The sequence below is a fragment of the Kitasatospora sp. NPDC094028 genome, from assembly GCF_049543595.1.
GTDB lineage: Bacteria > Actinomycetota > Actinomycetes > Streptomycetales > Streptomycetaceae > Kitasatospora.
The window spans coordinates 126,044-143,554 of record NZ_JBMVFA010000020.1 but is presented as its reverse complement, the minus strand read 5'-3'; the positions used below and the strand labels follow the sequence as shown (position 1 = coordinate 143,554).

Genomic DNA, 17,511 nt, shown 5'->3' with positions numbered 1-17,511 from the left:
CGCCCGGTTACATTCCGAACCCGGAAGCTAAGCCTCACAGCGCCGATGGTACTGCAGGGGGGACCCTGTGGGAGAGTAGGACGCCGCCGAACAATCATTCCAAAAAGACCCCCTTCCAATCGGAAGGGGGTCTTTTTGCGTTACCCTCTGCGAATGCAGAACCTGACCCTTACCTGGCAGTCCGCCGGGGGTACCGCCGCCGTTCTCTACAGCGGTGCGTATGCCGCCGCGAGGGTCCGGAAGCCGTCGTTGTCGGCGCTGCTGCGGGAGGCCGGCACGCTGCTGGCGCTGTTCGCGCTCTGGCAGCTGGTGGGGCACCTCTCGGTGATGAGCACGGACCACGCGCTGGACCGGGCGAGCTGGATCCACCGCACCGAACTGGTGCTCGGCCTGCCGGACGAGGTGTCCTGGCAGTCGGCGGTCACGCCGTACCCGGTGCTGGTGCGACTCGCGAACTACTACTACGCGGTGATGCACTTCGCGGTCATGCTGGCCGTCCTGCTGTGGGTGTTCGTGCGGCACCGTGAGCGGTACGCGTGGGTGCGGAACACGGTGGTGATCACCACGGCGGTCTGCCTGCTGGTGCAGTTCATCCCGGTGGCGCCGCCCCGGATGCTGCCGCAGGACGGCTTCGTCGACCTGGCCGCGCAGTACGGGCAGTCGGTGTACGGCGGCGCGGTGGGCGGTGTGGTCGCCGACCAGCTGTCGGCGATGCCCTCGGTGCACGTGGCGTGGTGCGTCCTGGTGGCGGTCGCGGTGGTGCGGGTGTCGCCGAGCCCGTTGCGGTGGGTCGTGGTGCTGCACCCGGTGCTGACGGTCGCGGTCGTCGTGGTGACGGCCAACCACTTCTGGGCGGACGGCATCGTGGCCGTCGCGATCCTGCTGTTCGCGTACGCCGTCCTGGCGCTGGCGGCGCGGGTGGCACGCCGGCGGGGCCGGGCCTCCGCGGTGGCGGAGGCCCGGCCCCGGTCGGGTGTCGAGCAGGATGCGGGACGGGCGGACCGGTCGAACGGTTCGGGCCGGTCGAACGGGTCGACGGCGGCGTCGAAGCGGAACGACCGGTCCGAGCAGGTCACTTGACCGGCAGGGCGATCTTCCCCCAGGCACCGTTGCTGAGGGCGGAGGTCGCCCAGTACCAGGCGGCGAGGCCGGAGGCGGCCGCGACCCAGCCGGCGAACTTCGCCAGCCCGCTCCACTCCCCGAAGGTGGCGAGGGCGCCCAGCACGAGCGCGACGGCGAGCAGGCCGTAGACGAGACGGCTCATCAGGCCCGCGCCCCAGCTCGCGGCGGTGAGGCTGAGGGCGAGCAGGGCCCACAGCAGCAGGAACAGGCCGGCGGCGTTCTTGCCGGCCCCGCCGGCCATCGACCAGGTCGCCCAGAAGGCGCCGAGGCTGGTGAAGGCGGTGCCGGTGAAGCCCTCGCCGCCGCGGAGCTGCCAGAGGCCCGCGATGAAGAGGGTGACGCCGCCGACGAGGTGGGCGAGGTGGGCGGCGTCCCCGGCGCCGGTGCCGTGCAGGATGCCGGTGGAGAGCAGACCGTAGGCGAGCAGTGTGAGGCCGAGTGCGAGGTAGCCGAGGTTACCCGCGTCGGCTCCGGTGGAGCGGGCGTTCGATGCCCCGGTAGCTTCGTTGCTCACCGGAGGCTCCTTTCACTCTGGGCGCGCGCAGGGCGCAGTGATGCCGTGGTGTGGTCGTGACGAGGTGGATGCGCGCGACCGCGCCGAGGGCGCACGGCAGTGGCGTGCGCGGGCTGCGGTCAGAAGTGATGGGCCAGCGGAGAGCCGCTGGTCACGTCCCCGGCCGGGGGATTCCCCGGTGAGATCGGTGTACCCGGCGTCGTCCGCTTGTACCCTTGTGAAGATAACAATTTGTGACGGCGTCAGCTGCGGAACGTTCAGGAATGAACACCCGAAGGACCGGAAACGCTCAGACGGCGCGCTGGGTCGGCACCCGGAGGGTCAGGATCGCCATGTCGTCGGACGGCGGCTCCGGGGCGAACCGCTCGACCGCGCGCTGCACCCGCATCGCGACGGCGCCGGCGGTGAGGCCGGTACAGCCGGTGAGCACCTCGGCGAGGCCGTCGTCGCCGAGCATCCGCAGGCCCTCGCGGCGCTCGGTCACGCCGTCCGTCACGCACAGCAGGACCTCGCCGGGGGCGAGCACCAGGCGCTCGGCGGTGAGGTCGAGGTCGTCCAGTACGCCGAGCAGCGGCTGCGGGGTGGCGGCCCGGTCGACCTGGCCGTCGGTGCGCAGCCGCAGTGGCAGCGGGTGGCCGGCGCAGACCAGGGACAGTTCGGTGCTGCCGTCCGGCTGGGGCGTCAGCTCGCCGTAGAGCAGGGTGAGGAAGCGGCTGCGCGAACCCTCGTCCAGGATGGCCGCGTTGAGCCGGCGCAGCACCTGCGGGGCGTCCAGGCCCTCGCGGGCGAGCAGGCGCAGCGAGTGCCGAGCGAGACCGGTGACGGAGGCGGCCTCGGGGCCGGTGCCGCAGACGTCGCCGATGGCGAAGCCGTACGTTCCCTCGCGGATGGTGAACAGGTCGTAGAAGTCCCCGCCGACTTCGTTGCCCTCGCCGGCGGCCTGGTAGTAGACGTCCACCTCGACGCCCGGGATCTCGGGCAACTCCGGTGGCAGCAGGCTGCGTTGCAGGGCCTGGCTGGTGGCGGTGCGCTCGGAGTAGAGGCGGGAGTTGTCGAGGGCGAGGGCGGCCCGGCGGGAGAGGTCCTCGGCGAGTTCGAGGATCTCCTGGCGGAACCGGACGCCGGTGGGGACGCCGAGCGCGAGCAGGCCGATGACCCGGTTGCGGGCGGTCAGCGGGAGCACGACGGTCTCGCCGAGGAGGCCGGCGAGCTCGGGGCTGTCGGTGAGCCCGCCGGCGGCGGCGGTATCGGCGGGGGCGGTCCAGAAGTCGGCGCCGTGGCTGGGTCCGGCCGCGGGGGCGGGGGTCTTGTCGAGCAGGTCGCGCAGCGGGTCGATCCGGTCCTCGTCCTCGTGCAGGACGAAGGCGAGGTCGGACGGGGAGCCGTGGTCGCCGTTGGTGTAGACGGCGCACCAGGAGGCGAGGGTGGGGACGGCCATCTGGGCCATCAGGGCGAGGGTCTGCTCGTGTTCCAGGGTGCCGGCGAGCAGGTCGGAGGCCTCGACGAGGAAGGAGAGCGAGCCGCGGCGCAGCCGTTCCAGTTCGGACAGCCGGGTGCTCTCGATGGCCAGGGCGACCCGGTCGGCGGCGAACTGCAGGCGCAGCGCGTCCTCGTTGTCGTAGCGGCCGGGCACGGCGGTGGCGATGCCGAGCGAGCCGATCAGCCGGCCCTCGACCTTGAGCGGGACGGTGACCAGCGAGCGCATGCCGCTGCCGGTGAGCAGCGGCAGGCCGGTGGGGCGGGCGGAGAGGTCCTCGTGGACGGAGGGGAGCCGGGCGGAGTCGTAGCGGTTGCCGGACTCGACCGGGAAGCGGGTGTGCCGGCGGTGTCCGGAGGTGAGGCCGGTGGCGGCGCGGACCTCGAACTCGGTCTCGTCCTCGGTGGTGAGCAGCAGGTAGGCGGCGTCGGCGTCGAGCAGGTCGCGGGCGCGTTCGACGGTGCGCTGGAGCATGCCGTCCAGGTCGTCGGCGGTGGCCGGGCCGGCCAGCAGGTCGAGCCGGGGGCCGGTCGGGTCGGGGCGCTCGCCGGGCAGGCTGCGGGCGGGGGAGCGCAGAATGGCGCGGTCGGGTTCGAGGACGAGCAGGCAGAGGGTGGAGGGGACGCCCTCGGTGTCGCGCACGCGGACCTGGACGCCGTACACCTCGACCTCGGAGCCGTCCGGCAGCCGCAGGCCGAAGCCGCCCTCCCAGCGGGCCAGCCGCAGGGTGTCGGTGAGGCCGGGGCCGAGGCCGGCGGGGGTCGGCCAGACGGCGAGGTCGGCCCAGGGGCGGCCGAGGACGGTGGCGGCGGGGTGGCGGAAGAGCGCTTCGGCGTCCGGGTTCCAGGCGAGGACGCGGCCGTCCTCGTCGAGTTGGACGACGGCGACGTGCACCGGGCCGGTGCTGCTGGGCAGGTCGCTGCCGGGGGTGGCGGGAACGGCGTAGCGGGTGCCGAGCACGTGTGCGGGCAGGGCGAGCCGGAACCAGACGGTCTTGCGGCCGGCCGCGTACTCGACGCCCCAGCGTTCGGCGAGGGCGGAGCACATCAGCAGGCCGCGGCCGCCCTCGCCGTCCGGGTCGGCGTAGCGGTCGGAGGCCGGGCCGTCGCCGAGCGAGGGCAGGCCGCGCTCGGGGTGGTGGTCGGTGACCTCGATCCGGACGCTCTGCTCCTCGCGCAGGCAGCAGACCTCGGCGGCGGTGCCGGCGTGCACGACGGCGTTGGTGACGAGCTCGCTGACCAGGACGACGGCGTCGTCGACGACCTCGGGCAGGCCCCAGCCGAGCAGCGCGTCCCGGACGAAACCGCGGGCGGCGGACGCGGAGCGGCCGTCCGGGTCGAAGGTGGCGGCTGCGCGCGCGGTGACCACGTTGCCACTTCTCCTCTACTGCTCTGGCCCTGGCTGTCCGGGTGCGGCGCCGACTCCCGGTGCGCGCCGGGCCGGGTGAGCGGCGGCGCTGGGTCGGGTCGTGGCCCGGTGCAGCGCTCCACCCTACTTTCCGCTTGGTACCCCGTGGGGCCGGGGCGCCGAAACAGGCACCAGAGGGTGATTCTGCCCACCCGATTGTGAGGCTGCCGCACCAACCGTGTGCAACCGGCCGGACACCCGGCGCAGGTACTGCCAGACTGGGGGGTCCGCGACGGCCGGTGCGAGCAGTACGGTCGGAGTGGATGCCGGTGTGCCGAGCGGCCCGCCGGTGCGCAGCCCAGCCGGGCCGGCGCCCTGGTGCGTGCCGCACGGGCACGGCCGGTCACCGGACAGTTCACGATGTGGGAGGGGCCCGTTGAGTTCGGCCACCAAGGACGCAACCGGTACGACGCCGCCCGCCCAGCGCGGCGGACGCTCCGGCACCGCGCCGCGGAACGCGGCCGGGCGCCGGGCGGCGAGCCACAACCGCGGCGCGGAGCCGGCCGAGCTGCGCAAGCTGCTGGCGGCGCTGACGGCGATGCGGGACGGCAACTTCCGCCGCCGGCTGACGGTTCCGGGTGACGGGCCGTTGGCGGAGATCGCCGCGGTGTTCAACGAGGTCGCCGAGCGCAACCAGCACCTGACCGGCGAACTGGCCCGGGTGCGGCGGGCGGTGGGCCGCGAGGGCCGGCTGAACGAGCGGCTGGAGACGGGCGCGGGCGAGGGCGCCTGGATGGCGGCCGTCGACAACTGCAACGCGCTGATCGACGACCTGGCCCGCCCGATGGCCGAGGTGGGCCGGGTGCTGACCTCGATCGCCGAGGGCGACCTGGACCAGAAGATGGAGCTGCGCTCGCTGCACAGCAACGGGGTGAGCCACCCGCTGCGCGGCGAGTACCTGCGGATCGGACGGACGGTCAACGGGCTGGTGGACCAGCTCTCGGAGTTCACCGACGAGGTGACCCGGGTGGCGCTGGAGGTCGGTACCGAGGGCAAGCTCGGCGGCCAGGCGAAGGTCCGCAGCGTGTCCGGCAGTTGGAAGGACCTGGCGGACTCGGTCAACACCATGGCGGGCCGGCTGACCGCGCAGGTGCGCAACATCGCCCAGGTGACCACGGCGGTGGCCAAGGGCGACCTGTCCCGCAAGGTCACCGTGGACGTGGCCGGCGAGATGCTGGAGCTGAAGAACACCGTCAACACGATGGTGGACCAGCTGAACGGCTTCGCCGCGCAGGTCACCACGGTGGCCCGGGACGTGGGGACGGAGGGCCGGCTCGGCGGTCAGGCGAAGGTGCCGAACGTGGCCGGGGTGTGGCGCGAGCTGACCGACTCCGTCAACTTCATGGCCGACAACCTGACCGGTCAGGTGCGCAACATCGCGCAGGTGACCACGGCGGTGGCGCGCGGGGACCTCTCGCAGAAGATCGAGGTGGACGCGCGCGGCGAGATGCTGGAGCTGAAGAACACCATCAACACGATGGTGGACCAGCTCTCCGGCTTCGCCGAGCAGGTGACCCGGGTGGCCCGCCAGGTGGGCACCGAGGGGCGCCTGGGCGGTCAGGCGCAGGTGCCGTGGGCGGCCGGTGTGTGGCGGGACCTCACCGACAACGTCAACTTCATGGCGAACAACCTCACCGATCAGGTGCGCGGCATCGCGCAGGTGACGACGGCGGTCGCCAAGGGCGACCTGTCGCAGAAGATCCAGGTGGACGCGCGCGGGGAGATCCTGGAGCTGAAGAACACCATCAACACGATGGTGGACCAGCTGTCGGCCTTCGCGGACGAGGTGACCCGGGTCGCCCGGGACGTCGGCACCGAGGGCATCCTCGGCGGCCAGGCCAGCGTGCCCGGGGTGTCCGGGACGTGGAAGGACCTGACCAACTCCGTCAACCTGATGGCCAACAACCTGACCAGTCAGGTCCGCAACATCGCCGAGGTGACCACCGCGGTGGCGCGCGGCGACGTGTCGAAGAAGATCACCGTCGACGCCCGGGGCGAGATCCTGGAGCTGGTGACCACCGTCAACACCATGGTGGACCAGCTGTCGGCCTTCGCCGACGAGGTCACCCGGGTCGCCCGCGAGGTGGGTACCGAGGGCATCCTGGGCGGCCAGGCCCGGGTGCGCGGGGTGTCGGGGATCTGGAAGGACCTGACCGACAACGTCAACTTCATGGCGTCCAACCTGACCGGTCAGGTCCGCAACATCGCCGAGGTCGCCTCCGCGGTGGCCCGCGGCGATCTCTCGAAGAAGATCTCGATCGACGCGCAGGGCGAGGTCGCGGCGCTGGCCGGCACCCTGAACACGATGGTCGACCAGCTGTCCGCGTTCGCGGTCGAGGTGACCAGGGTGGCCCGCGAGGTGGGCACCGACGGGACGCTGGGCGGCCAGGCGAGCGTGCCGGGCGTGGCCGGGATCTGGAAGGACCTGACCGACAACGTCAACCAGATGGCCAACAACCTCACCGGCCAGGTCCGCAACATCGCGCTGGTGATCACTGCGGTGGCCCGCGGCGACCTCTCGCAGAAGATCGACGTCGACGCGCGCGGCGAGATCCTCCAGCTCAAGACCAACATCAACACCATGGTGGACCAGCTGTCCGCGTTCGCCGACGAGGTCACCCGGGTCGCCCGCGAGGTGGGCACCGACGGACGGCTGGGCGGCCAGGCCCGGGTGCCGGGCGTGGACGGCACCTGGCAGGACCTCACCGAGTCGGTGAACGAGCTGGCGAACAACCTGACCCGGCAGGTGCGCGCGATCGCCCAGGTCGCCACCGCGGTGACCAGGGGCGACCTGAGCCTGCGGATCGACGTGGACGCGGCGGGCGAGCTCGACGAGCTCAAGGACAACATCAACCAGATGATCGCCAACCTGCGCGAGACCACCCGCACCAACCAGGAGCAGGACTGGCTCAAGACCAACCTGGCCCGGATCTCCGGCCTGCTGCAGGGCCGCCGGGACCTGGAGGCCGTCGCCTCGCTGATCATGACCGAGCTGACCCCGGTGGTCTCCGCCCAGCACGGCGCGTTCTTCCTCGCCCAGCCGGCCGGCCGCACCGCCGAGCTGATCACCGAGGACGACGACGAGAACGACACCGTGCTGCGGATGATCGGCAGCTACGGCTACCAGCGCCGCGCGATGCCGACCACCTTCCGGCCCGGCGAGTCGCTGATCGGCCAGGCCGCGGTCGAGAAGCGGGCGATCATCGTCAAGGAGGCGCCGCCCGGCTACCTCAAGATCGCCTCCGGCCTGGGCGAGGCCTCCCCGGCCCACATCGTCGTGCTGCCGGTGCAGTTCGAGGGCCGGCTGCTCGGCGTGATCGAGCTGGCCACCTTCAGCTCCTTCACCACCGTCGCGCTGGACTTCCTGAACCAGATCGCCGACCTGATCGGCGTCACCGTCAACACCATCAGCGTCAACACCAAGACCGAGGGCCTGCTCCTGGAGTCCCAGCGGCTCACCGCCGAACTCTCCATGCGCTCCGCCGAGTTGGAGGCCCGCCAGGAGGAGCTGGAGCGCACCAACGAGGAGTTGCAGGAGAAGGCCGAGCAGCTCGCCCAGCAGAACCGCGACATCGAGATCAAGAACAGCGAGATCGAGGAGGCCCGGCAGGTCCTGGAGGAGCGCGCCGAGCAGCTCGCCCTGGCCTCCCGGTACAAGAGCGAGTTCCTCGCGAACATGTCGCACGAGCTGCGCACCCCGCTCAACTCGCTGCTGATCCTGGCCAAGCTGCTCTCCGACAACAACGAGGGCAACCTCTCGCCCAAGCAGGTCGAGTTCGCCGACACCATCCACGGCGCCGGCTCCGACCTGCTCCAGCTGATCAACGACATCCTCGACCTCTCCAAGGTCGAGGCCGGCAAGATGGACGTCCGCCCGGCCCGGATCGCCCTCGTCCAGCTGGTCGACTACGTCGAGGCCACCTTCCAGCCCGTCGCGCTGGACAAGAACCTCGACTTCGCCGTCCGGGTCTCGCCCGCCCTGCCCGTCACCCTGCACACCGACGAGCAGCGGCTCCAGCAGGTGCTGCGCAACCTGATCTCCAACGCGGTGAAGTTCACCGACTCGGGCGCCGTCGACTTCTCGATCGCCCCGGCCGGCCCGGACGTCCCGCAGCACGTGCGCGAGCGGCTGCTGGAGTCCGGCACCATCCAGGGCCCGGACGACGAGCTGATCGCCTTCGCCGTCTCCGACACCGGCATCGGCATCCCCGGCAACAAGTTGCGGGAGATCTTCGAGGCCTTCAAGCAGGCGGACGGCACCACCAGCCGCAAGTACGGCGGCACCGGCCTCGGCCTGTCGATCAGCCGCGAGATCGCCCGGCTGCTCGGCGGCGAGATCCACGCCGAGAGCGAGCTGGGCAAGGGCTCCACCTTCACCCTCTACCTGCCGCTGCGCGCCGAGGCCCCGGGCGCCGCCCCGGTCGAGCCGCGGACGGCCGCGCCCGGCGCCCCGGCGCGGCGGGCCACCGTCGGCGTGACCCCGGTGGGCCTGCCGGTGCCGGTCGGCGAGAACCCGGCCGACCACTGGGCCCAGGAGGTCCGGGAGCTGGCCGAGGAGCGCCGCCGCGGCGCGGTGGAGCGCCGGCGCAGTGCCGCCCTGGAGAGCCTGGCCGGTCCGCGCGCGCTGGAGCCCGCGCCGCCGCGGTCCGGCCGCGGCGACGCCCGCTTCGACGGCCAGCAGGTGCTGATCGTGGACGACGACGTGCGCAACGTGTTCGCGCTCACCAGCGTGCTGGAGCAGCACGGCCTGACCGTCCTGTACGCGGAGAACGGCCGCGAGGGCATCGAGATGCTGGAGCAGCACGAGAACGTGGCGCTGGTCCTGATGGACATCATGATGCCGGAGATGGACGGCTACGCGACCACCGAGGCGATCCGCCGGATGCCCCAGTTCGCGGGCCTGCCGATCATCGCGCTGACCGCCAAGGCGATGAAGGGCGACCGGGAGAAGTCGCTGCAGGCCGGTGCCACCGACCACATCACCAAGCCGGTGGAGACCGAGCACCTGCTGTCGGTGATGCACGAGTGGCTGAAGTCCGGCCGGGCGTGAGCGCGGGCCGGCCCGGGGGCGTGAACTCCGGGCCGGGCCCCGGGGTTCGCGCCGGCCTGCCGGCCGGTTTGCTGGCGGCCGGGCCCGGGAACCGGGTAGGGTCACCGATCGTTGCGATCGGTGACCGGACGGCGACTCACTGCTGAGCGTGCGCCGGAGCACCGGCTGCGCGCCGCTGCGGATCGGGTCACGACGGGGCGGTGTGCCGGGCGAGGGGGTGCGGCTAGCATGACCGGGGTAGCGGTGGGCGGTACGCGGGTGCCCGCACCGGGCGGCAGGCAGGCGACAGGAGGGCGGGCCCCCATGCAGAAGGCGAAGATCCTCCTGGTCGACGACCGGCCGGAGAACCTGCTGGCACTGGAGGCGATCCTCTCCGCCCTGGACCAGACGCTGGTGCGCGCCGCGTCCGGCGAGGAGGCGCTGAAGGCGCTGCTCACCGACGACTTCGCGGTGATCCTGCTGGACGTGCAGATGCCCGGCATGGACGGCTTCGAGACCGCCGCCCACATCAAGCGCCGCGAGCGCACCCGGGACATCCCGATCATCTTCCTGACCGCGATCAACCACGGCCCGCACCACACCTTCCGCGGCTATGCGGCCGGCGCGGTGGACTACATCTCCAAGCCCTTCGACCCGTGGGTGCTGCGCGCCAAGGTGTCCGTCTTCGTCGACCTGTACGCGAAGAACTGCCAGCTGCGGGAGCAGGCGGCGCTGCTGCGGCTGCAGCTGGAGGCGGGCGGCGGGGAGCCGGCCGTGGGCGGGGCACTGCTGGGCGAGCTGTCCGCGCGGCTGGCGGCGGTCGAGGAGCAGGCGGAGGCGCTGGCCAAGCAACTGGACGGGGTGGAGGACGCCGGGGTGGCCGCCACCGCGGCGCACCTGGAGCGCAAGCTCGTCGGGCTGCGCCGGGCGCTGGACGCGATGCGCCCCGGCGGGGCGTAGGTTTCCCGCCGCGCGTTCACTCGTCCGGGTGATTCGCTGCTGCTGCCGGGTGAAACGCGGTCAGCGTGACGGTGTGTCTGCGACACGTGCGGGCACCCCGGCTCGGCCGCATGTGCACTGGTCGCCCGCCCCGGTAGGCTGCTGACCCATGGCCACTCGTACGCCCGGAAACGCCGCCCGCAAGCCGAGTCCGGGACCGTCCAAGAAGGCCGCGGCCAAGGCCCCGGGCAAACCGCCCGCGAAGAAGGCGGCCGCCCGCAGGACCCCCGCGAAGAAGACGGCGGCCAAGGCCGTCCCGCCGCCACCCCCGCCGCGCCGGGGGGTGCTGATGGGCGCCCTCAACGCCCTCGCCAGCCCGATCGCCGCGATCTTCCGCGGTTTCGGCGACGGCGCCAAGAACCTCCACCCGGCTCACCGCAAGGACGGCATCGGCCTGCTGCTGTTCGCGCTCGCGCTGGTCGTCGCGGCCGGCACCTGGTTCAGCTCGGAGGGCTGGCTGAACGAGGCGGCCACCGCCGTGGTGTCCGGGCTGTTCGGGCGGCTCGACGTGCTGGTGCCGTTCCTGCTGGCCGGCATCGCGATCCGGCTCTGGCGCCACCCGGAGCTGCCGGAGGCCAACGGCCGGATCGTGATCGGGCTCAGCACGCTGCTGGTCGGTGTCCTCGGTCTGGTCCACATCGGCTGCGGCGCTCCGGGGATGGGCAGCGGCGCGTCCCGGATAAGGGGCGCCGGCGGGATCATCGGCTGGGCCGTGTCCACCCCGATGATGGCCGCCGCCGGCGCGGTGCTGGCCGTGCCGCTGCTCCTGCTGCTGGCCTTCTTCGGCCTGCTGGTGGTCACCGCCACCCCGGTCAACCGGATCGGCGAGCGGCTGCGGGGCGTCGGGATACGGCTCGGCGTGGTCGAGCCCGGGCCCGAGGACGAACTGCACTGGGGGCGTACGCCGGAGCGCGAGCTGTCCACCGACCCGCCGGAGGACGCCGACCCGGACGCGCTGCCCTACGCGCTGGACACCGCGGGTGACGACCCGGGGGACGAGGTGGCCGCCCGTCGGCGCCGCCGCCGCAAGAAGCCCGCCGAGGACGAGCCGGCCGAGGCCGCCCGGATCTCCCTGGACAAGGAGCCGCTGGACCCGTACGCCACCCGCGACCTCGCCGCCGGCGCGGCCGCCGACCTGGACGGCGCGCTGGTCTACGGCGTGCCCGCCTCCTCGGCGGTCGCCGACATGATGCACCAGGTGCAGGACCGCACCGCCCCGCCGGAGGAGCCCGCCGTCCCGGCCGCCCGCAGCGGCGGCCCCGGTGCGCCCGAGGAGCACGGCCCGGCGCCGGTGCGGATGGAGCAGCTGCAGCTCGGCGAGGGCGTCACCTACGCGCTGCCCTCCCTCGACCTGCTGGAGCGCGGCGGCCCGGCCAAGGCCCGCAGCGCCCTCAACGACGAGGTGGTGGCCCAGCTCACCGGCACCTTCGCCGAATTCAAGGTGGACGCCAGGGTCACCGGCTTCACCCGCGGCCCGACGGTCACCCGCTACGAGGTCGAGCTGGGCCCGGCCGTCAAGGTCGAGCGGATCACCGCGCTCGCCAAGAACATCGCGTACGCGGTGGCCAGCCCGGACGTGCGGATCATCAGCCCGATCCCGGGCAAGTCCGCGGTCGGCATCGAGATCCCCAACCGGGACCGCGAGATGGTCAACCTGGGTGACCTGCTGCGCTCGCGCACGGCCGCCGAGGACACCCACCCGATGGTCGTCGGCATGGGCAAGGACGTCGAGGGCCACACGGTGATGGCCAACCTCGCGAAGATGCCGCACATCCTGGTCGCCGGTGCGACCGGCGCGGGCAAGTCGTCCTGCATCAACTGCCTGATCACCTCGATCCTCGCCCGGGCCACCCCGGACGAGGTGCGGATGGTGCTGGTCGACCCCAAGCGGGTCGAGCTGACCGCCTACGAGGGCATCCCGCACCTGATCACGCCGATCATCACCAACCCCAAGAAGGCCGCCGAGGCCCTCCAGTGGGTGGTCCGCGAGATGGACATGCGCTACGACGACCTCGCGGCGTTCGGCTTCCGGCACGTGGACGACTTCAACGCGGCGGTGAAGGCCGGCAAGGTCACCGCGCCGCTGGGCAGCGAGCGCGAGCTGAAGCCGTACCCGTACCTGCTGGTGATCGTCGACGAGCTGGCCGACCTGATGATGGTCGCGCCGCGTGACGTCGAGGACTCGGTGGTGCGCATCACCCAGCTGGCCCGTGCGGCCGGCATCCACCTGGTGCTGGCCACCCAGCGGCCCTCGGTGGACGTCGTCACCGGCCTGATCAAGGCCAACGTGCCGTCCCGGCTCGCCTTCGCGACCTCCGCGATGGCCGACTCCCGGGTCATCCTCGACCAGCCCGGCGCGGAGAAGCTGATCGGCAAGGGCGACGCGCTGTTCCTGCCGATGGGTGCCAGCAAGCCGATCCGGATGCAGGGCGCGTTCGTCACCGAGGCGGAGATCGCCAAGGTGGTGCAGCACTGCAAGGACCAGCTGAGCGCCGTCTACCGGGACGACGTGACGGTCGGCGGCGGGCCGAAGAAGGAGATCGACGAGGAGATCGGTGACGACCTCGACCTGCTGATCCAGGCGGCCGAGCTGGTGGTCTCCACCCAGTTCGGCTCGACCTCGATGCTCCAGCGCAAGCTCCGGGTCGGCTTCGCCAAGGCGGGCCGGCTGATGGACCTGATGGAGTCGCGGGGGATCGTCGGTCCGAGTGAGGGTTCCAAGGCGCGCGACGTGCTGGTGAAGCCGGACGAGCTGGACGGGGTGCTGCTGACCCTGCGGGGCTGACGGGCGCTCGCCGGGTTTCCCGGGCCCCCGGAGCCCCCCGTGGCAGACGGGGGCCGGCGGGGCTGACCGGGTGTCGTCCCGGGGGCTCCCGGGGAGCCCCGGAGCGTGTCCTGGGCGGGTGTTCACTCGTTCGGAGGGGGGTAGGCGGCCTTCGGGGAACCGAACGTCCGCACACCGCGTCCCAGGGCCGGAAGACGTATCCCGGCCCGAGGGATGTCGCGGCCGCGCGCCCCGCTGACCGGCCGTCGGCGGGGCCGGTGCTCCGGCCGGAGCGGGCGCGCGCATTCGGGCCTGCTCCGCTTGAGAAACGATCCGCCCACGCCCCTAGACTGTTCTCCAGCAGGTGGCCATCCGCTCGAAAGGCGTGCCCCGTGACCATCGGCAAGTCCCCCGACCACGAGAACGCCCCGTCGTCCGTCCCCTCGACCGACGACGCGGTGCAGGCGGCCGGTGCCCCGAGCATCGGCCGGGTGCTGTCCACCGCCCGGATCGACGCCGGGCTCACGGTGGACCAGGTCAGTTCGGCGACCCGCGTCCGGGTGCCGATCGTCCATGCCATCGAGGAGGACGACTTCGGGCGCTGCGGCGGCGACTTCTACGCCCGCGGGCACATCCGCTCGATCGCCCAGGCGGTCGGCGCGGACGGCGAGGCGCTGGTCGCCCGGTACGACGCGGCGCACGGCGGCTCGCCCGCCTCCAAGCGTCCGACCCAGCTGATCGACAGCGGCCCGATCAAGGTGCCCGGCCGCGGCCGGCCCAACTGGGCCGCGGCGATGGTCGCCGCGATCGTCGCGGTGGTCGCGCTGATCGGCTTCAACCTGGTGAGCGGCAAGGGCGGCCACAACTCCACCGGCTCCGCCAGCGCGCCGCTGCCCAGCGGCTCCGGCACCGGCTCGGTGGCCCCGGTCTCGCCCGCCGCGCAGCCGCCGGCGCCCGCGCCGAGCGCCGCCGCGATCGCCGCCGTCCCGGCCGACAAGGTCACCGTGAAGCTGGTCGCCGAGGGCACCAGCTGGATCTCGGCGACCGACGGCAGCGGCAAGTCGCTCTTCCAGAACAACATCAGCGAGGGCCAGGACCAGACCTTCACCGACGCCAAGCAGATCAAGCTGGTGCTGGGCAACGGCGGGGCCGTGCACGCGTACGTCAACGGCAAGGACCTCGGTCTGCTCGGCAAGGACGGGCAAGTGGTGCACGTCACGTACACCCCCGGCGACCCGCAGGCGGGCTGACCGCAGGGGCCCCGAGGGCCCGGTGATGATCAGGTGATCCGAGGCGCGCGGCCTCCGGGGCGAACGGCACCGGAGGCCGCGCGTTAATCTTGGGCCTATGCCTGAACGCCGTACTGTCGCCCTTGTCACGCTCGGATGCGCCCGCAACGAGGTGGACTCCGAGGAACTCGCCGGGCGACTGGAAGCCGACGGCTGGTTGCTCGTCGACGACGCCGCCGACGCCGACGTCGCCGTGGTCAACACCTGCGGCTTCGTCGAAGCCGCCAAGAAGGACTCCGTGGACGCCCTGCTGGAGGCCAACGACCTGAAGGGGCACGGCCGCACCCAGGCCGTCGTCGCGGTCGGCTGCATGGCCGAGCGGTACGGCAAGGAGCTGGCCGACGCGCTGCCCGAGGCGGACGGCGTGCTCGGCTTCGACGACTACACCAACATCTCCGACCGCCTGCAGACCATCCTCTCCGGCGGCCACCACGCCCCCCACCTGCCGCGCGACCGCCGGAAGCTGCTCCCGATCAGCCCGGCCGAGCGGCAGTCCGCCGCCGAGGCCGTCGCCCTGCCCGGCCACGGCGCCGAGGCCCCCGCCGAGCCGATCGCCGACCTGCCCGAGGGCCTCGCCCCGGCCTCCGGCCCGCGCACCCTGCGCAAGCGGCTGGACGACAACCCGGTCGCCTCCGTCAAGCTCGCCTCCGGCTGCGACCGCCGGTGCTCCTTCTGCGCCATCCCCGCCTTCCGCGGCTCGTTCATCTCCCGCCGCCCCTCCGACGTGCTGAACGAGGCCCAGTGGCTGGCCGGGCAGGGCGTCCGGGAGGTCGTCCTGGTCAGCGAGAACAACACCTCGTACGGCAAGGACCTCGGCGACATCCGGCTGCTGGAGACGCTGCTCGGTGAGATCTCCGCGATCGAGGGCGTCGAGCGGGTCCGGGTCTCCTACCTGCAGCCGGCCGAGATGCGCCCCGGCCTGATCGACGCGATGACCGGCACCGCCGACGTGGTGCCCTACTTCGACCTGTCCTTCCAGCACTCCGCGCCCGCGGTGCTGCGCCGGATGCGCCGCTTCGGCTCCACCGACCAGTTCCTGGAGCTGCTGGGGACCATCCGCGGCAAGGCCCCGCAGGCCGGCGCCCGCTCCAACTTCATCGTCGGCTTCCCCGGCGAGACCGCGGAGGACTTCGCCGAGCTGGAACGCTTCGTCATGAACGCCGGGCTGGACGCGATCGGCGTCTTCGGCTACTCGGACGAGGACGGCACCGAGGCGGCGACCTACGACGGCAAGCTGCCCGCGGACGTGATCGCCGAGCGGGTCGACCGGCTGAGCCGGCTGGCCGAGGAGATGACCGCCCAGCGGGCCGAGCAGCGGATCGGCACCGAGGTCGAGGTGCTGATCGAGTCGATCGAGGACGGCGTGGTCGAGGGCCGCGCCGCCCACCAGGCGCCCGAGACGGACGGCCTGACCACCCTCACCGGCGTCGAGGCCCCGGTGATCGGCCAGTTCTGGCGGGCCAGGGTGACGGCCAGCGAGGGCGTCGACCTGATCGCCGAGGCGCTGGAGCAGGTGCGACTGCCCCGGACTTCCGGGGCCGAGGCTCCCGGAGCCGGGGAATGACCAAGGGGCCCGGCGCCCCGGCCGCGGCCCACCCGGGAAGACCGGCGGCCGCGGTGCCGTCGACCCCGGGGATCTGGAACATCGCCAACGTGCTCACGATGGTCCGGGTGCTGCTGGTGCCGGTCTTCGTGGCCCTGCTGTTCGCCGACGGCGGGCACAACCCGAAGTGGCGCTCGGTCGCCTGGGCCTCCTTCGCGATCGCGATGATCACCGACCTGTTCGACGGCGAGATCGCCCGCCGCAAGGGCCTGGTGACCGACTTCGGGAAGATCGCCGACCCGATCGCCGACAAGGCGATCATGGGCTCCGCGCTGATCGGGCTCTCGCTGCTCGGCGACCTCCCCTGGTGGGTCACCGTGGTGATCCTGGCCCGCGAGCTGGGCATCACGCTGATGCGCTTCTGGGTGATCCGCTACGGCGTCATCCCGGCCAGCCGCGGCGGCAAGCTCAAGACGCTCACCCAGGGCACCGCGGTCGGCATGTACGTGCTGGCCCTGACCGGCTGGCTGGCCACCGGGCGGGCCGTGCTGATGGGCCTGGCGGTGCTGCTGACCGTGGGCACCGCGCTGGACTACGTCGGGCAGGCGCTGCGCCTGCGTCGCGAGGGCCTGGCCGCGGAGCGCGCGGGCCGGTGAACGGGGGGCACGGGGTGGACTTCGAGCTGGCCGAGCGGGTGCACGCGGGGCTGCGCGCCGGGGGCGGCACCGTGGCCGTCGCCGAGTCGCTGACCGGCGGGCTGCTCGCCGCCGCCCTGGTGGACGTCCCCGGGGCGTCCGCGACCTTCCGCGGCTCGGTCACCGCGTACGCGACCGAGCTGAAGGCCTCGGTGCTCGGTGTGGACGAGGGCCTGCTGGACGTGTACGGGCCGGTCCACCCGCTGGTGGCCGGGCAGATGGCCGAGGGCGTGCGCAGGCTGCTGGGCGCCGACTACGGGCTCGCGACGACCGGGGTCGCCGGGCCGGAGCCGCAGGACGGACAGCCGGTGGGCACCGTACACCTCGCGGTCGCCGGTCCGGGGGGAACTCTGGTCAGATCGCCCCGACTGTCCGGCGGGCGTGCCACAATCCGTCACGGAGCGGTGACCGCCGCACTGGAGCTGCTCGCCGGCCGGCTCGCACAGCGAGACGCCGGCTGAGGAAGTCCCCGCCGGACCGGATCCGCCGGACCGGCGCCCGGGGCACGGCCCGGCCGCAGGATCGTGTTACATCCGAGGGCCTGGTGGGGCAGAAACCAGGTGGCGAACGAGTTGCGTGATGGTGACCGGGTGGTCGGCGTCGGGTACCACGAGGGGCCCGCGAACCCGGGTAGGACACCGGAACGAGGAGGGGGGCAGCCTTGCAGCCCAG

The 17,511-nt window shown here is 72.7% G+C and carries 10 protein-coding genes and 1 rRNA gene; 9 read left to right on the top strand and 2 right to left on the bottom strand.

The window, feature by feature from the left end; genetic code table 11:
• Both rrf and ACPC54_RS26800 read left to right on the top strand, forming a co-directional pair.
• Positions 1 to 92 (top strand): 5S ribosomal RNA (rrf, locus tag ACPC54_RS26805); the annotation flags it as partial.
• 61 nt (positions 93 to 153) lie between these two features.
• Entirely contained in the window at positions 154 to 1,080 is a 927-nt protein-coding gene (locus ACPC54_RS26800) for a phosphatase PAP2 family protein (protein ID WP_498968343.1), read from the top strand.
• Here the strand turns inward: ACPC54_RS26800 and ACPC54_RS26795 are convergent.
• Together ACPC54_RS26795 and ACPC54_RS26790 are read right to left on the bottom strand one after the other, a co-directional pair.
• Positions 1,073 to 1,636 carry a GPR1/FUN34/YaaH family transporter gene (locus ACPC54_RS26795; RefSeq protein WP_498968342.1) on the bottom strand — a complete coding sequence of 188 codons (564 nt, stop codon included), beginning with the start codon at positions 1,634 to 1,636 and terminating at the stop codon, positions 1,073 to 1,075. The genes ACPC54_RS26800 and ACPC54_RS26795 overlap by 8 nt on opposite strands.
• Before the next feature lie 289 nt (positions 1,637 to 1,925).
• The gene (locus ACPC54_RS26790; RefSeq protein WP_498968341.1) at positions 1,926 to 4,481 is read right to left on the bottom strand and encodes a SpoIIE family protein phosphatase; all 2,556 of its coding nucleotides are present in this window, start codon (positions 4,479 to 4,481) and stop codon (positions 1,926 to 1,928) included.
• 547 nt (positions 4,482 to 5,028) lie between these two features.
• Here ACPC54_RS26790 and ACPC54_RS26785 point away from each other — a divergent pair.
• From ACPC54_RS26785 to ACPC54_RS26755, 7 genes are all read left to right on the top strand, one after another.
• Positions 5,029 to 9,570 (top strand): HAMP domain-containing protein, encoded by a 4,542-nt coding sequence (locus ACPC54_RS26785; protein WP_498968352.1) that lies wholly within the window; start codon positions 5,029 to 5,031, stop codon positions 9,568 to 9,570.
• Positions 9,571 to 9,873: 303 nt separating this feature from the next.
• On the top strand, positions 9,874 to 10,509 hold the full coding sequence (locus tag ACPC54_RS26780; protein WP_045698419.1) for a response regulator: 636 nt from the start codon (positions 9,874 to 9,876) through the stop codon (positions 10,507 to 10,509).
• A gap of 148 nt (positions 10,510 to 10,657) precedes the next feature.
• Entirely contained in the window at positions 10,658 to 13,333 is a 2,676-nt protein-coding gene (locus tag ACPC54_RS26775; RefSeq protein ID WP_498968339.1) for an FtsK/SpoIIIE family DNA translocase, read from the top strand.
• 371 nt (positions 13,334 to 13,704) lie between these two features.
• Positions 13,705 to 14,562 (top strand): helix-turn-helix domain-containing protein, encoded by an 858-nt coding sequence (locus tag ACPC54_RS26770; RefSeq protein ID WP_498968337.1) that lies wholly within the window; start codon positions 13,705 to 13,707, stop codon positions 14,560 to 14,562.
• Positions 14,563 to 14,659: 97 nt separating this feature from the next.
• The gene (gene rimO, locus ACPC54_RS26765; RefSeq protein ID WP_498968336.1) at positions 14,660 to 16,165 is read left to right on the top strand and encodes a 30S ribosomal protein S12 methylthiotransferase RimO; all 1,506 of its coding nucleotides are present in this window, start codon (positions 14,660 to 14,662) and stop codon (positions 16,163 to 16,165) included.
• Positions 16,162 to 16,800 (top strand): CDP-diacylglycerol--glycerol-3-phosphate 3-phosphatidyltransferase, encoded by a 639-nt coding sequence (gene pgsA / locus ACPC54_RS26760; protein WP_498968334.1) that lies wholly within the window; start codon positions 16,162 to 16,164, stop codon positions 16,798 to 16,800. Before rimO ends, pgsA begins: the two co-directional genes overlap by 4 nt.
• The gene (locus tag ACPC54_RS26755; RefSeq protein ID WP_498968332.1) at positions 16,797 to 17,300 is read left to right on the top strand and encodes a CinA family protein; all 504 of its coding nucleotides are present in this window, start codon (positions 16,797 to 16,799) and stop codon (positions 17,298 to 17,300) included. The genes pgsA and ACPC54_RS26755 overlap by 4 nt, the downstream gene beginning before the upstream one ends.
• The last annotated feature ends 211 nt before the right edge of the window (positions 17,301 to 17,511 follow it).

Bases quoted from the DNA above. Each gene is read 5' to 3' on its own strand.
- rimO (WP_498968336.1), top strand. From the start codon at position 14,660: ATGCCTGAACGCCGTACTGTCGCCCTTGTCACGCTCGGATGCGCCCGC.
- pgsA (WP_498968334.1), top strand. From the start codon at position 16,162: ATGACCAAGGGGCCCGGCGCCCCGGCCGCGGCCCACCCGGGAAGACCG.
- ACPC54_RS26780 (WP_045698419.1), top strand. From the start codon at position 9,874: ATGCAGAAGGCGAAGATCCTCCTGGTCGACGACCGGCCGGAGAACCTG.
- ACPC54_RS26775 (WP_498968339.1), top strand. From the start codon at position 10,658: ATGGCCACTCGTACGCCCGGAAACGCCGCCCGCAAGCCGAGTCCGGGA.
- ACPC54_RS26800 (WP_498968343.1), top strand. From the start codon at position 154: ATGCAGAACCTGACCCTTACCTGGCAGTCCGCCGGGGGTACCGCCGCC.